Source organism: Cedecea sp. B1(4) (genome assembly GCF_059414925.1).
In genome coordinates, this window is sequence record NZ_JCAHMZ010000008.1 from 393,017 (window position 1) to 406,008 (window position 12,992).

Below are 12,992 nucleotides of genomic sequence, written 5' to 3' on the forward strand. Positions count from 1 at the left end.
GTTATTCCTGTCGAGCGCCAAAGAGGCGGGCGAAGTCTGGGGTGGTTTCACCGCTGCGCTCAAAATGCAGGCTGGAAACAATGTGATCGAAGTGGTGCTTCATCGACAGGGTCAGCGGCTCAATGTCTTTTTTACGCAGCAGATCGATAAGATGTTCATGATCGTCACAGCGGCAGCCCCGCTGCCACGGTGCGCCCCAGGCAGCGATCACCAGCGAGGAGCGGTGCGTCAAACTGGTGACCATTTCCGTCAGCACGGCATTGCCGGAGATAGCCTGCAGCTGAATATGAAACGCCGCTGAAAGACGGATGGCCGCCGGCCCGTCTCCGTCACGGTGCGCTTTTTCTTCCTGCTGGATGATTTTACGCAGCGCGGCCAGGTGCGGCGCCTGAAGATGCTCGAGTACATGAGGCAGGTTGGCGCATTCGAGGACGGAGCGCGTCTGGAAGATCGCTTTTGATTCTTCGACGTCCGGCATCGCCACGAATGCACCACGCCCGGGCAGCATGGTGATCATTTGCACCGTTGCGAGGCGCGTTAAGACTTTACGGATCCCGGTTCGGCTAATGCCAAAAACGTCCGCCAGCGCTTCTTCCGGCAGTTTGCTGCCCGGCGGCAGCTGGTGTTCGACCATCGCCGTCATCAGCGATTGCCAGATAACGGCTTCTTTATCATGCAGTTCTGCTGGGGCTGTCACCCCGAAATCACGTTTCATTCACTTCTCCTGTTAGCACCAGGCACCCTTTATTTGTATACAATATCATTGATAATTGAATACAAGAAATGCAAACCTGGCCTGGTTCCTGCAATACCTATGGCAGACGTAATCCATCTTCTGTTTTTATAGGAGCAGATCCCATGCCAGGTATAGAGAACAACGCATCAGCCATGAAAGAGAGTGCCAACGCCGGCTACAGCCCGCGCCTGTGCAACGATGACCTGGCCCCAACCCGCCACCAGACTTGGTCCTGGTATAATATTTTTTCGTTTTGGATGTCTGATGTACACAGCATGGGCGGCTACGTGGTGGCAGCCAGCTTCTTTACGCTCGGGCTTGCCAGCTGGCAGGTGCTGATTTGCCTGCTGGCAGGGATTTGCATCGTGCAGTTTTGTGCCAACCTGGTCGCCAAACCCAGCCAGATGGCGGGCGTGCCTTACGCGGTGATTTGCCGCCAGGCTTTCGGCGTCTTCGGCGCGAATATTCCGGCGGTGATCCGCGGGCTTATCGCCTTCGCCTGGTACGGGATACAAACTTACCTGGCCGCTAATGCATTAATGCTGGTGCTGTTGAAGTTCTGGCCAACGCTTGCGCCGATGACCAGCGTCAGCTTCCTCGGCCTGTCTCAGCTCGGCTGGGTCTGCTTCGGCATTATGTGGGTGCTGCAGGCGATGGTGTTCTGGCACGGGATGAATGCGATTAAGCGCTTTATTGATATCGCGGGCCCTGCGGTATACATCGTGATGGTGGCGCTGGCAGGCTGGATCCTGTATCAGACCGGCTTCGATGGGATCTCCTTTACCTTAGCCAGCAAACAGCTTAGCTCCGGCGAGCAGGTGTGGCAGATGATCACCGCTACCGCGCTGGTGGTGTCGTACTTCTCCGGCCCGCTGTTGAACTTCGGCGACTTCTCTCGCTACGGTAAAGGCATGAATGAGATCCGCCGCGGCAACCGCTGGGGCCTGCCGTTTAACTTCCTGCTGTTCTCGATTGTCACCGTGGTGATTGTGTCGGGTACTCAGTCGCTGTTCGGCAAAATGATCACTGACCCGATCGAAACCGTGAGCCATATCGGCAACAGCCTCGCGATGGCGATTGGCCTGCTGACGATGATCACCGCGACTATCGGGATCAATATCGTGGCGAACTTTGTTTCTCCGGCGTTCGACTTCTCTAACTGCTCTCCGCAGAAGATCAGCTTCCGTGCGGGTGGGATGATCGCCGCGGTGGGTTCTGTGCTGCTGACGCCGTGGAACCTGTTCCAGTCCCCGGAACTTATCCACTACACGCTGGATGTGCTGGGCTCGTTCATTGGGCCACTGTTCGGCATCCTGCTGGCGGACTTCTACCTGGTGAAAGGCGGTAAAATTCACGTCGACGATCTGTTTAACGACACGCCGAAAGGCCGCTACTGGTACAGCAATGGCTTTAACCCGAAAGCGATTATCGCCCTGGTGCCTTCGGTTGCCGTTTGCCTGACCATCAGCTTTATTCCTTCGTTGCATGAAGTCGCCAACTTCAGCTGGTTTATCGGCGTGTTCCTCGGCCTGAGCTGCTACCGCTGGCTGGCGCGTAGCGAAAAAGTTAGCGTTTCTGCCGGTTTTGCTGGCCGAGTCGCTACCTCCAAAGAGTAAACCTGAGGCCTGAGCCCACACGGGTTCAGGCCTTTTAATCTTCAGACATACTCTTTTTCTTCTCCACGACGACGGCTGGCCCGACAGCGAGTAATATATTCTCCCTTCGCCCTTTCCAGCAAAATCCCGTGTCAAAGGAGAATCCCTTGCTCAGCAGTAAGAAGTCGGCCACTGAGGCTGCCCCCCATAAGCCGTCGGCCTGGTATGTTTTGCTCCTGTTCACCATTCCGCCGCTGCTTTGGGCGTGTAATTACATCGTCGGCAAAGCCGTTCGCAATGATATTCCCCCGGTGGGGCTCACCTTTATGCGTTGGCTGGTGGCGCTCATTGTGATTCTGCCGTTTGCGCTGCCTTATATAAAAAGAGACTTTCGTCGCTACCGGGAGTATCTGGGCTGGATTGTCGCCGTGTCGGTGACGGGGATCGTCTGCTTTAGCCTGCTGGTCTATATCGGCCTGCACCACACTTCGAGTACCAACGCGCTGTTGCTTAACTCCTGTATACCGGTGCTGATTATGCTGTTTGGTGCGCTATTCTTTGGGCACAAGCTCAGCGTTAAGCAGGTGGTCGGCCTGGCAATTTCCTGCTGCGGTGTGCTGTTTATTATCTTTAAGGGCGATATCCACGGGCTGCTGCAAATGGCGTTTTCATCGGGTGACCTGATGCTGCTGGCGGCCATGGCTTGTTTTGCGCTGTATACGCTGTGGATCCGAAAAATCCCTTCCGATATTAGCCGCATGGGGCTGCTGGGCGTTCAGGTGGCTATCGCGCTGGTGGTGGCGCTGCCGCTGTGGCTGCATGAAATGAGCACCGGGGCTGTGCCACACTGGAATACCATGACAATTTCAGCGGTCGTGTTCCTCGGTGCATTCCCCTCTTTTGTTTCCTATCTGCTGTACGGACGCTGCGTGGAAGCCGTCGGTGCCGCACGTGCCGGGCTTAGCATTCACCTGATCCCAGTCTTTGGCGTGGTGCTGTCGCTGGTATTTCTCGGCGAAACGCTGCATCTTTTCCATATCATCGGGATTGCGACAATTTTGATCGGCGTGGCGTTGGCCAGCAGGCACTAGAGGTGGTTTCAGCCAGCCCTCGCGCGATTGCGGCGCGGGGGTTAGGTGAATTTTTAAGAAAGGCAAAAACGACGAAGGCCTGAGTCATTGCTGACTCAGGCCTTCTGAATTGTGGCGGAACGGACGGGACTCGAACCCGCGACCCCCTGCGTGACAGGCAGGTATTCTAACCGACTGAACTACCGCTCCGCGTTTTGTTCCCCGTCGGGAACGAAGCGGATATTACGGATTGCCCCGATAACCGTCAACGCTTTTTATCATAAAATTAACCGTTTGCCGCAAAAATCACCTGAGTGGCGATTTTTAACTCATTTTGGCTGTTTTTAGCTGCGCCAGAGGCAGCTGCCGCCTTTCTTATGCACCAAATCAAGGCGCGATTCATGGGCCACCAGCTCTTCATCACTGGCGTGGATCACCCGCATACCTGTTGCACGACGCACCACGCGCTGAATGCCGCCGCTGCCCTGCTGCTGTTGCACATCACCTTCCATAGAAAATTTGAGTGACGTTTGCCCGCCGGTCATCATCAGATAAACGTCGGCCAGGATTTGGGCATCGAGCAATGCGCCGTGCAGCGTACGTTTGCTGTTGTCTATTTCATAACGAGAACAGAGCGCATCGAGGCTATTTCGCTTGCCCGGGAACATCTTACGGGCCATTGCCAGGCTGTCGGTAACCTTGCAGAAGGTGTCCGTTTTGGGAATGTCGCGCCGCAGCTTGCTGAACTCGTAGTCCATAAAGCCGATATCAAACGAGGCGTTATGAATGACCAGCTCGGCGCCGCGAATATAGTCGAGGAACGAGTCTGCAACCTGATCGAAGGTCGGCTTATCCGCCAGGAACTCGTCCGCAATACCGTGAACGCCAAAGGCTTCCGGATCCACCAGCCGGTCGGGCTTGAGGTAGACGTGGAAGTTGTTGCCCGTCAGGCGACGGTTGATCACTTCAACCGCACCGATCTCGATAATGCGATGCCCTTCGTAATGAGCACCGATCTGGTTCATACCGGTGGTTTCGGTATCGAGGACTATTTGTCTGGTGGGGGTAGAAATCATATAGCTGTGCTCATCGCGCTCGTTTGTGTCAGACTTGACGTTTTCATCACAGGAAGTCTACCAGAGATGCGTAAACAGGTAGAAGTTTTCACCGATGGCTCCTGCCTGGGGAATCCAGGGCCGGGCGGCTTCGGGGCAATTTTGCGGTACAAGCAGCACGAGAAAATCTTCAGCGAAGGGTTTCGTCTCACCACCAATAACCGCATGGAAATGATGGCCGCTATCGTCGCGCTTGAGGCGCTGATCGAACCCTGCGATGTGGTCCTCAGCACCGACAGCCAGTACGTCCGCCAGGGCATTACCCAGTGGATCCACAACTGGAAAAAACGCGGCTGGAAGACGGCAGATAAAAAGCCGGTGAAAAACGTCGATTTATGGAAGCGCCTGGATGCCGCCCTGAGCCATCACCAGATTAAGTGGGAATGGGTCAAAGGGCATGCGGGCCACCCGGAGAACGAACGCTGTGACGAACTGGCGCGCAACGCGGCCTCCCACCCTACTCATGAGGATGTGGGTTATCAGCCGGACGCGGCGGCACCTTAGCAACGGCTTCGCGGTACTGCCGCGTTGCCCCTACCGCCGAGCGAATCTGATTTTTCGCTTTGCGGCTTTTCATTGGGTTCAGCGTCAGCGGCAGCGTGCGTTTTCGCGCCACGATAACGTGCATACAGCCCAGCGCCGGCAGATGCGTACTCAGCAAACGCCCACCTTGCTTATGCCAGGGCAGGACCTGAAAACTGCGCCGGTACATCACTTCAAAATTCAGTAACGACAGCCAGTCTTGTTGCCTCATGGGGGTAAACATTCGGCTATTATAAGGAACACGCTTACGCAGGAACGGGACCATTTTCCCCAGCCCCAGCAAGCTAATGGGATTAAAACTGCTGAGCACGATCCAACCGTCGTCGATCAGGACACGATCCACTTCCCGCAGCAGGCGGTGGGGATCAGGGCACCAGGGTAACGTGTGGGCCAACAGGCAAGCATCCACCGACTTCGCCGCAAAAGGCAAGTGCAGAGGATCGGCATTAACCTGTAGGTGTTCACCCTGCAGGGCCACATTAACCTGATGCGAAATCGCGCAGGCTTCGGTGTTCACTTCCGCACTCAGGTTGCCAATTTTCAATAAGTGAAAGCCGAACATTTTCGCCAGCCACGGGCGGAGCTGCTCTTCGAGCGCATCCCGATAGTGTTCTCCCCACCGCAGCTGCGCCCAATGATGGGGGGAAGTGATAATCTCAGGTATCCTTGCCGGTTTCATCACTACCTTCTTAATGGCCATAGAGAGGTTGAACTATGAATCTTAACAGTATTCGTGCCTTCCAGGATAACTACATCTGGGTGCTTAATAACGAGCAGGGAAAATGTGTGATCGTTGACCCTGGCGACGCCGCACCGGTATTGAGGGGAATAGAGGAAAACGGCTGGCAGCCAGAGGCCATTCTGCTGACCCATCATCATGCCGATCATGTGGGTGGCGTTCAGCAATTAAAGGACAAGTTTCCGAAGATTAAGGTCTACGGCCCGGAGGAAACCCGGCAGAAAGGCGCCACTCAGATCGTGGGCGAAGGGGATAAGTTTAGTCTGCTTGGGCGTGAATTTCGCGTGATAGCAACACCTGGTCACACTTTAGGACATATCTCCTTTTTTAGTTTTCCTTATCTATTTTGCGGCGACACAATGTTTTCAGGCGGCTGTGGAAGGCTTTTTGAAGGCACGGCAGATCAGATGTTTAATTCATTTCAAAAGCTTAATGAACTCCCCGCAGATACACTGATTTGTTGCGCACATGAGTATACGGAATCGAACATAAAGTTTTCCTTAAGTATTCTGCCCCATGATGAGCATTTAGCGGGATACTATCGAAAAGTTAAGGAGTTACGCGCAAAAAACTATTCAACTTTGCCGTCTTCCCTGCAAACTGAACGTGAAATAAATATTTTTTTACGCACTGAAGACGCTGTTTTAAAAGAAGAAATAAAAAAAGAAACAAACTTGCAACAACCCCATGAGATATTCGCCTGGTTAAGGACAAAGAAGGACAGCTTCTGAATATTCTGGTTGTGTTGTCGAAAAGGCGACGGTATCATCGCTCGTCTTTTAAGCAACCATTGACACACACATGAAGGCAAAAGCGATACTACTCGCCTCTGTCTTGCTTGTCGGGTGCCAGGCGTCAAAGCATGATGCCAACATTCAACAGCACGCACAGAGTCTGTCTGCAGCTGGTCAAGGTGAAGCAGGAAAGTACACGGGTCGAGCGACCTCCGCGCGATGGATGGATGATGGAACCTTCCTCGCGCAAGATCAAAACCTGTGGAACTTCATCGGCAACGAGCTAAAGATGGGGATACCGGAAAACATCCGTATCCGCGAACAGAAACAGAAGTACCTGAGTAATAAGAGCTATCTCCACGATGTAACATTACGGGCAGAGCCGTATATGTACTGGATTGCCGGGCAAGTTAAGAAACGCAACATGCCAATGGAACTAGTACTACTACCCATAGTGGAGAGCGCTTTTGACCCCCACGCGACGTCTGGTGCAAATGCCGCAGGCATTTGGCAGATTATCCCAAGTACGGGGCGCAATTACGGTCTGAAGCAGACCAAAGCGTACGATGCACGCCGTGATGTAGTGGCTTCCACCACTGCCGCACTGGATATGATGCAGCGTTTGAACAAGATGTTTGACGGCGACTGGTTGTTGACCGTGGCGGCGTACAACAGCGGTGAAGGCCGCGTGCTGAATGCTATTAAAGCGAACAAATCGCGGGGTAAACCTACCGATTTCTGGTCGCTGGCTTTGCCACGTGAAACAAAGATCTACGTACCGAAAATGCTGGCGTTGAGTGACATACTCAAAAACAGTCAGAAGTACGGCGTACGTCTCCCGACAACGGATGAAAGCCGCGCGCTGGCGCGTGTTGAAGTAAGCAGTCCGGTTGAGTTAACGCAGGTCGCCGAAATGGCAGGCATGTCGCTCACCAACCTGAAGACCTTCAACGCCGGCGTGAAAAGCACCACCGTTGGAAAAAATCAGCGCTATGTGATGGTGCCGAAAAAGCATGCCGAGCAGCTGAAAGCCTCTCTGGCTTCAGGTGAAATCGATGCTTTACAGCCAACGTTGGTGGCGGATAACCGCCTCAACGCGGGTGGCAACAAATCCTATAAAGTGCGTTCAGGGGATACCCTGTCCAGCATTGCTTCACGCCTCGGTGTGAATGCTAAGGATTTGCAGAGCTGGAATAACCTGCGCGGTTCGCACCTTAAAGTTGGGCAGACGCTCAGCGTGAAAGGTGGCGCCACGCAGCTGGCCGATAACAGCAGCATCACTTATCAGGTGCGCAAAGGCGACTCGTTGTCGAGTATTGCTAAACGTCACGGCGTGAACATCAAAGATGTGATGCGCTGGAACAGCGGTACCGATGACCTGAGACCGGGTGACCGTTTGACGCTGTTTGTCAGCGGCAACAGCTCGCCGGATACCTGATAGCCAGAACAAAAAAGGCACCTTACGGTGCCTTTTCTTTTTTACCTCACGCCTTTCGCGCTTCCAGCATGATGATATCGCTGGTGAATGAGCCGTCCCGCTGCAATTCAAAGTATTGTTTCACCTCGTCCGAGGCGCTTTTTTGATAGGCGCGGATTGCGTCTGATAACACTATCGGCGTGCGCATTCTGGCGATCCAGCTGGTAAATTCCAGATTCAACCTGTCACACAACACGCTGTGCGTGACCAGGCCCGCCTCATTGAACAGGCTAAGCCACTCTCCGCTGGAATAATTACGCACATGCGAGGTATCTCGCTGCGCCTCGACCGTTTGCAGCCAGATATCCTTAACCGGATGGCCCGGCGAGGTCACATCCATAAAGATGGCAATACCACCGGGCTTAAGCACGCGCTTTACTTCGCGCAGCGCCTGACCAACATCGTGCCAGTGATGCGCTGAGTAGCGACTGATCACCACGTCAAAAGTACCGTCGTCAAACGGCAATGATTCCGCGTATCCCTGACGCGTCGCAATATTCGCTATTCCGCGCGTTGTTGCCGCTTCAGCAACGACAGCCAGCATCTGCTCGGACAGATCATAAGCCACCACCGATTTCACTTTAGCCGCGGCAATAAAGCTGGCGTGCCCTGCTCCGCATCCCATGTCCAGGAGCGTGGCATGAGGGAAGTCATTCAGCCTTGCGCTAAGCCGCTCCAGATCGCGCCCGGAAGCATGAACCGTACTGGTCAAATAGGCGCTGGCCTGAGATCCAAACTGCTGGCCAACTTTGTCGTGATGGGATTGCGTTGTCATCGTTATGTCCTTGCGGTTAAGTGAGAAAAAGGGCAGCGCACAGGTCTGCCCAACGGCAGACCTGACGAACCTTATTTCAGCTCAGGCTTGCCGGGACGGAATTCAACTAGTAGCGGATTATGGTCTGATGCACGAGTCACCAGCACCGAAGCTTCGGTGACATTCAGGCCACGATAGAACACAAAATCAAGAGGGCGACCAAACGCCCGGCGGCGGTGATCGTCAGTAAAGCGGACTTCACGGAGCGTCATCTCGCGGGCAAAGCGGAAGAGAGCGTTCATACGCGGGCGGCTCCAGGCATTGAAATCTCCTGCCATGATCACCGGCCCGTTGTGATGCCCTATCTGGTCTCCAATAGGCCCCAACTGCTTGCTGTAGACATCAACACCGAGGCTAAAATTGACAGCATGAATATTAATCACCATCAACATGCGCCCGTCTGGCAGCGGATAGACCGTGACCAAAGCTGATTTAGACAAGCGCAGGATCGGCTCACGTTCACGCAGCGGGCAGCAATATACCGGATGGGCTGCAGACAACGTCATCACCCCAGAAGGATGCTGGGGTAAAACAAAGGCAGGAACCTGGTCGGCAGCCAGATAGTTAGAGGTCGCAAACCTGACCAGCTCAGGCGTCGTTTGCGCTTCCTGGAGCAACATCAGATGTGCGTCTTTGCCGAAGGTTTGCAGCACTGAAAGCCAGTCGGCCCGCTGCTGCTTAAAGATGTTCCACACCAGAACGCGAATTGTGTCCTGACCGGGTAAAGGTTCACCGGGGGGTAATGCCTGACCGATAGTCGCGAACGAGCCAGGAGGCAGAATGCGCTCTGCTGGCTGTCCGGCTACATATCTCATGGCATAGGTATTCTTGTGCACGTTTGGCTAACGACCTCAGTAACTCAACTTGCCTGCAGCTCGCAGGCTATCTTTCAGTTATAGGGACTTTAGCGCAGACTTTCAACGACCATTACAAACCATTGCCTTTCCGGAACGTAAACAATCACGCTCCGGAAAGATAAAACTTAACCGATAGCAACCCGTGATTGCTTATCGAGTCGGCCACTTAAGCCTATTAACAGCAGCGCCAGAACAACGATCACGGCGCCAATCCAAGGCGTTTGCGCCAGACCGAAGTTCTGTACAGTCTGACCGCCAATAATGGAGCCCAGGGCAATCCCTACGTTAAAGGCCGCGATGTTGAGCCCAGAGGCAACATCTACCGCGTTGGGCGTGTATTGCTCAGCCTTTTGGACAACATAAACTTGTAATCCCGGCACATTGCCGAAAGCAAAAACACCCATCACCAAAATCGTCAGCAAGGCAGCAACATGTGAATGCGCTGTGAACTGGAAGACCAGAAGTAACGCAGCCAGAGCAGCAAAGATAAACTTCAGAGCCGGCACCGCACCGTGGCGATCCGCCAGTTTCCCACCCCAGATGTTACCGATAGCCACCGATACGCCATAACCGAGCAGGATCCAGCTAACCGCAGAAGGTGAGAAGCCGGCCAGATCCTGCATCATTGGCGCAAGGAAGGTGAAGGCGGTGAACACGCCACCATAGCCCAGAGCAGTAACCAGATAGATCAGCACCAGACGCGGATGCGTTAGTACCTGTAATTGCTCTTTTATTCCCGCCATCGCACGGTTAGGAATATCTTTCGGGATAAGGATCATGCTGCTGATTAACGCGATCACGCCAATAGCCGATACCGCGAGGAAGGTTTCACGCCAGCCGAAATGCTGCCCGATGAAAGTGCCTAATGGCACGCCGGTCACCAGCGCTACCGTCAGGCCACCAAACATAATGGCAATGGCCGAAGCTGCTTTCTCTTTAGGCACAAGGCTTGTCGCAATCGTCGAGCCAATAGAGAAAAATACGCCGTGTGCCAGGCCAGTGAGTAGACGTGCCACAACCAGGGTCTCGTAATTAGGCGACAGCCAGGCAATAACGTTACCCACTGTAAAGAGAGCCATAAGCCCGATCAGCAGCTGTTTACGCGGCAATTTACCCGTTAAAGCGGTCAGGACAGGCGCGCCAATTGCTACGCCCAAGGCATAGATAGAAACCAGCAATCCTGCCGACGGCACGGAGATCGCGAGTTGTTCAGCGATGGTCGGCACAAGCCCGACAATCACAAATTCGGTAGTACCGATTGCGAAAGCACTGATTGTCAGTGCCAGAAGCGCCAGAGGCATAATTTACTCCATAACAGGTGTCTTTTGATGACACGCAGTATGGCGGGATGCTTAAATAACAAAAATATGTAAAATCTCAATAGAATTTTGCTTGTGGAGCAACAATGAAGGCTACATCGGAAGAACTTGCGATTTTCGTTGCCGTAGTAGAAAGCGGGAGTTTCAGCCGCGCAGCAGAACAGCTGGGACAGGCTAACTCTGCGGTAAGCAGAACGGTTAAAAAACTGGAGATGAAGCTGGGAGTAAGCCTGCTCAACCGCACAACTCGGCAGTTGAGCCTGACGGAGGAAGGTGAACGCTACTTCCGTAACGTGCAGCAGATTCTGCAGGCGATGTCCGCAGCCGAAAATGAAGTGATGGAAAGTAAGCAAACGCCGCGGGGATTATTGCGCATTGATGCCGCAACGCCGGTAATGTTGCATTTACTGATGCCGCTGATAAAACCGTTCCGCGAACGCTACCCTGAAATGACGCTCTCGCTAGTATCTTCAGAAACCTTCATTAACCTCATCGAACGCAAAGTCGATGTGGCTATTCGCGTGGGCAATTTAACCGACTCAAGCTTGCGCGCCCGGCCGCTCTTTAGCAGTTATCGCAAGATTATTGCTTCGCCTGAGTATCTGGCAGTACACGGTACGCCAGAGTCTGTCGCCGATCTGGTGAATCATGTCTGCCTGGGCTTTACCGAACCGTCATCTCTTAACCGCTGGCCTGTTTCACAAGCGGATGGGCAGCTTTTTGAGATCAAGCCTGGGTTATCTTCGAATAGTGGCGAGACACTTAAGCAGCTCTGCCTGACGGGAAACGGCATTGCCTGCCTGTCGGATTTTATGATTGATAAAGAGATTGAGAGCGGAGAGTTCGTTGAGGTGCTTGCCGATAAACTTTTGCCGGTCAATATGCCTTTCAGTGCGGTGTACTATAGCGACCGGGCGGTTAGTACACGTATTCGTGCATTTATTGATTTTCTGAGTGACGCAGTAAAACGGCCCTATGCAGGGCCGTAATCAGGATCAGTTATCCCACTTTGGTGCCAGACCTTCCGGGCTCACCAGGCGGTCATTGCATTCCAGAGCAGCAATAGCCGCCATGTCTTCTGCATCCAGCTTCAAGTTCAGCGCCTGCAGGTTGCTTTCGAGATTCACACGTTTGGTAGATGAAGGAATGACTGCGTAACCCAGAGCCATCGCCCACGCCAGAATCACCTGAGCAGGGGTCGCCTGATGCTTCTGTGCAATGCGGCCAATCGTTTCGTCTGCCAGTGCCTTGCCATACGCCAGCGTCATGTAAGACGTGATGTGGATGTTATGCTGTTTTGCCCACTCAACAACGGTGCGGTTTTGCAGGTATGGCGACAGTTCGATCTGGTTAGTCGCAATGTTTTCAGCACCAATGGCGTCAATGGCCTGCTGCATCAGCTCAACCGTAAAGTTCGAAATCCCAATCTGGCGAGTCAGACCAGCTTCTTTCGCCGACAACAGCGCCTGCATAAATTCAGCAACCGGAACGGCGTCGTTTGGTGATGGCCAGTGGATCAGGGTCAGATCGACATAATCAGTATTCAGTTTCGCCAGACTATCCTTCAGGCTCGGGATCAGCTTGTCCTTACTCAGATTTTCGATCCAGATCTTGGTGGTGATAAACAGTTCATCACGCGGAATACCGCTTTCTTCCAGGGCCTGACCAACAGCCGCTTCATTATCATAGATTTGAGCAGTGTCTACTGCGCGATAGCCCAGTTCCAGCGCAGTTTTAACCGATGCGATGACGACGTCGTCTTTCAGGCGGAAAGTGCCCAGACCGAATGCAGGAATTGCCATTATTAACCTCATTAAAGGGTGTGCGTTTGTATGAGGCAGAGTATGCAGGGGAGAACTTTGATGAAAAAGGCAGATAAATGCAGAAGATTTTTGCTAAATCAGCAACAATGCCGCCGTGTGTGATGAAATTTAAAAACAAAAAAGCCCTGAGTTTAAGACTCAGGGCTTAAATAAGTGGCGGAACGGACGGG

13 protein-coding genes and 1 tRNA gene are annotated in these 12,992 nt (G+C 53.4%); 6 read left to right on the forward strand and 8 right to left on the reverse strand.

Annotation, left to right across the window (positions count from 1 at the left end; translation table 11 throughout):
- Position 1 precedes the first annotated feature (1 nt).
- Complete coding sequence (locus ACR6JA_RS18960; RefSeq protein ID WP_494493969.1) at positions 2-715, reverse strand: GntR family transcriptional regulator; 714 nt, start codon at positions 713-715, stop codon at positions 2-4.
- A gap of 143 nt (positions 716-858) precedes the next feature.
- On the opposite strand from ACR6JA_RS18960, the gene ACR6JA_RS18965 reads away from it, so the two are divergent.
- Entirely contained in the window at positions 859-2,352 is a 1,494-nt protein-coding gene (locus tag ACR6JA_RS18965) for an NCS1 family nucleobase:cation symporter-1 (RefSeq protein ID WP_494493968.1), read from the forward strand.
- Positions 2,353-2,498: 146 nt separating this feature from the next.
- The gene (locus tag ACR6JA_RS18970; RefSeq protein WP_494493967.1) at positions 2,499-3,422 is read left to right on the forward strand and encodes a DMT family transporter; all 924 of its coding nucleotides are present in this window, start codon (positions 2,499-2,501) and stop codon (positions 3,420-3,422) included.
- Between the two features lie 112 nt (positions 3,423-3,534).
- Here the strand turns inward: ACR6JA_RS18970 and ACR6JA_RS18975 are convergent.
- Together ACR6JA_RS18975 and dnaQ are read right to left on the reverse strand one after the other, a co-directional pair.
- Positions 3,535-3,611 (reverse strand) — tRNA-Asp (locus tag ACR6JA_RS18975).
- 134 nt (positions 3,612-3,745) lie between these two features.
- Entirely contained in the window at positions 3,746-4,477 is a 732-nt protein-coding gene (gene dnaQ, locus ACR6JA_RS18980; protein WP_494493966.1) for a DNA polymerase III subunit epsilon, read from the reverse strand.
- A 66-nt stretch (positions 4,478-4,543) separates the two neighbouring features.
- Between dnaQ and rnhA the strand changes: the two genes are divergently transcribed.
- On the forward strand, positions 4,544-5,020 hold the full coding sequence (gene rnhA / locus ACR6JA_RS18985) for a ribonuclease HI (RefSeq protein ID WP_434082312.1): 477 nt from the start codon (positions 4,544-4,546) through the stop codon (positions 5,018-5,020).
- Here the strand turns inward: rnhA and ACR6JA_RS18990 are convergent.
- Positions 4,974-5,738, reverse strand: coding sequence for a class I SAM-dependent methyltransferase (locus ACR6JA_RS18990; protein ID WP_336818457.1), 765 nt, complete (start codon positions 5,736-5,738; stop codon positions 4,974-4,976). The two genes, rnhA and ACR6JA_RS18990, sit on opposite strands and share 47 nt — an antisense overlap.
- Positions 5,739-5,773: 35 nt before the next feature.
- Between ACR6JA_RS18990 and gloB the strand changes: the two genes are divergently transcribed.
- Together gloB and mltD are read left to right on the forward strand one after the other, a co-directional pair.
- Positions 5,774-6,529 carry a hydroxyacylglutathione hydrolase gene (gene gloB, locus ACR6JA_RS18995; RefSeq protein ID WP_494493965.1) on the forward strand — a complete coding sequence of 252 codons (756 nt, stop codon included), beginning with the start codon at positions 5,774-5,776 and terminating at the stop codon, positions 6,527-6,529.
- A gap of 70 nt (positions 6,530-6,599) precedes the next feature.
- On the forward strand, positions 6,600-7,970 hold the full coding sequence (gene mltD / locus ACR6JA_RS19000) for a murein transglycosylase D (RefSeq protein ID WP_034808691.1): 1,371 nt from the start codon (positions 6,600-6,602) through the stop codon (positions 7,968-7,970).
- Positions 7,971-8,016: 46 nt separating this feature from the next.
- Here mltD and ACR6JA_RS19005 read toward each other — a convergent pair whose 3' ends face one another.
- The 3 genes from ACR6JA_RS19005 to ACR6JA_RS19015 form a co-directional block, all read right to left on the reverse strand.
- The gene (locus ACR6JA_RS19005; protein ID WP_494493964.1) at positions 8,017-8,784 is read right to left on the reverse strand and encodes a class I SAM-dependent methyltransferase; all 768 of its coding nucleotides are present in this window, start codon (positions 8,782-8,784) and stop codon (positions 8,017-8,019) included.
- A 71-nt stretch (positions 8,785-8,855) separates the two neighbouring features.
- Entirely contained in the window at positions 8,856-9,659 is an 804-nt protein-coding gene (locus tag ACR6JA_RS19010; RefSeq protein ID WP_008457262.1) for an endonuclease/exonuclease/phosphatase family protein, read from the reverse strand.
- A 146-nt stretch (positions 9,660-9,805) separates the two neighbouring features.
- A complete protein-coding gene (locus ACR6JA_RS19015; protein ID WP_166876476.1) occupies positions 9,806-10,981 on the reverse strand; it encodes an MFS transporter in 1,176 nt (391 codons plus the stop codon).
- Positions 10,982-11,085: 104 nt separating this feature from the next.
- On the opposite strand from ACR6JA_RS19015, the gene yafC reads away from it, so the two are divergent.
- Positions 11,086-11,988 carry a DNA-binding transcriptional regulator YafC gene (gene yafC, locus ACR6JA_RS19020; RefSeq protein WP_494493963.1) on the forward strand — a complete coding sequence of 301 codons (903 nt, stop codon included), beginning with the start codon at positions 11,086-11,088 and terminating at the stop codon, positions 11,986-11,988.
- Positions 11,989-11,994: 6 nt separating this feature from the next.
- Here the strand turns inward: yafC and dkgB are convergent, their stop codons facing one another.
- Positions 11,995-12,801 (reverse strand): 2,5-didehydrogluconate reductase DkgB, encoded by an 807-nt coding sequence (gene dkgB / locus ACR6JA_RS19025; RefSeq protein WP_008457256.1) that lies wholly within the window; start codon positions 12,799-12,801, stop codon positions 11,995-11,997.
- Positions 12,802-12,992 lie beyond the last annotated feature (191 nt).

Excerpts from the sequence above, each read along its gene's own strand:
- ACR6JA_RS18960 (WP_494493969.1), bottom strand. The coding sequence starts at position 715 with ATGAAACGTGATTTCGGGGTGACAGCCCCAGCAGAACTGCATGATAAA.
- ACR6JA_RS18965 (WP_494493968.1), top strand. The coding sequence starts at position 859 with ATGCCAGGTATAGAGAACAACGCATCAGCCATGAAAGAGAGTGCCAAC.
- dnaQ (WP_494493966.1), bottom strand. The coding sequence starts at position 4,477 with ATGATTTCTACCCCCACCAGACAAATAGTCCTCGATACCGAAACCACC.
- rnhA (WP_434082312.1), top strand. The coding sequence starts at position 4,544 with ATGCGTAAACAGGTAGAAGTTTTCACCGATGGCTCCTGCCTGGGGAAT.
- ACR6JA_RS18990 (WP_336818457.1), bottom strand. The coding sequence starts at position 5,738 with ATGAAACCGGCAAGGATACCTGAGATTATCACTTCCCCCCATCATTGG.
- gloB (WP_494493965.1), top strand. The coding sequence starts at position 5,774 with ATGAATCTTAACAGTATTCGTGCCTTCCAGGATAACTACATCTGGGTG.
- mltD (WP_034808691.1), top strand. The coding sequence starts at position 6,600 with ATGAAGGCAAAAGCGATACTACTCGCCTCTGTCTTGCTTGTCGGGTGC.
- ACR6JA_RS19005 (WP_494493964.1), bottom strand. The coding sequence starts at position 8,784 with ATGACAACGCAATCCCATCACGACAAAGTTGGCCAGCAGTTTGGATCT.
- ACR6JA_RS19015 (WP_166876476.1), bottom strand. The coding sequence starts at position 10,981 with ATGCCTCTGGCGCTTCTGGCACTGACAATCAGTGCTTTCGCAATCGGT.
- yafC (WP_494493963.1), top strand. The coding sequence starts at position 11,086 with ATGAAGGCTACATCGGAAGAACTTGCGATTTTCGTTGCCGTAGTAGAA.
- dkgB (WP_008457256.1), bottom strand. The coding sequence starts at position 12,801 with ATGGCAATTCCTGCATTCGGTCTGGGCACTTTCCGCCTGAAAGACGAC.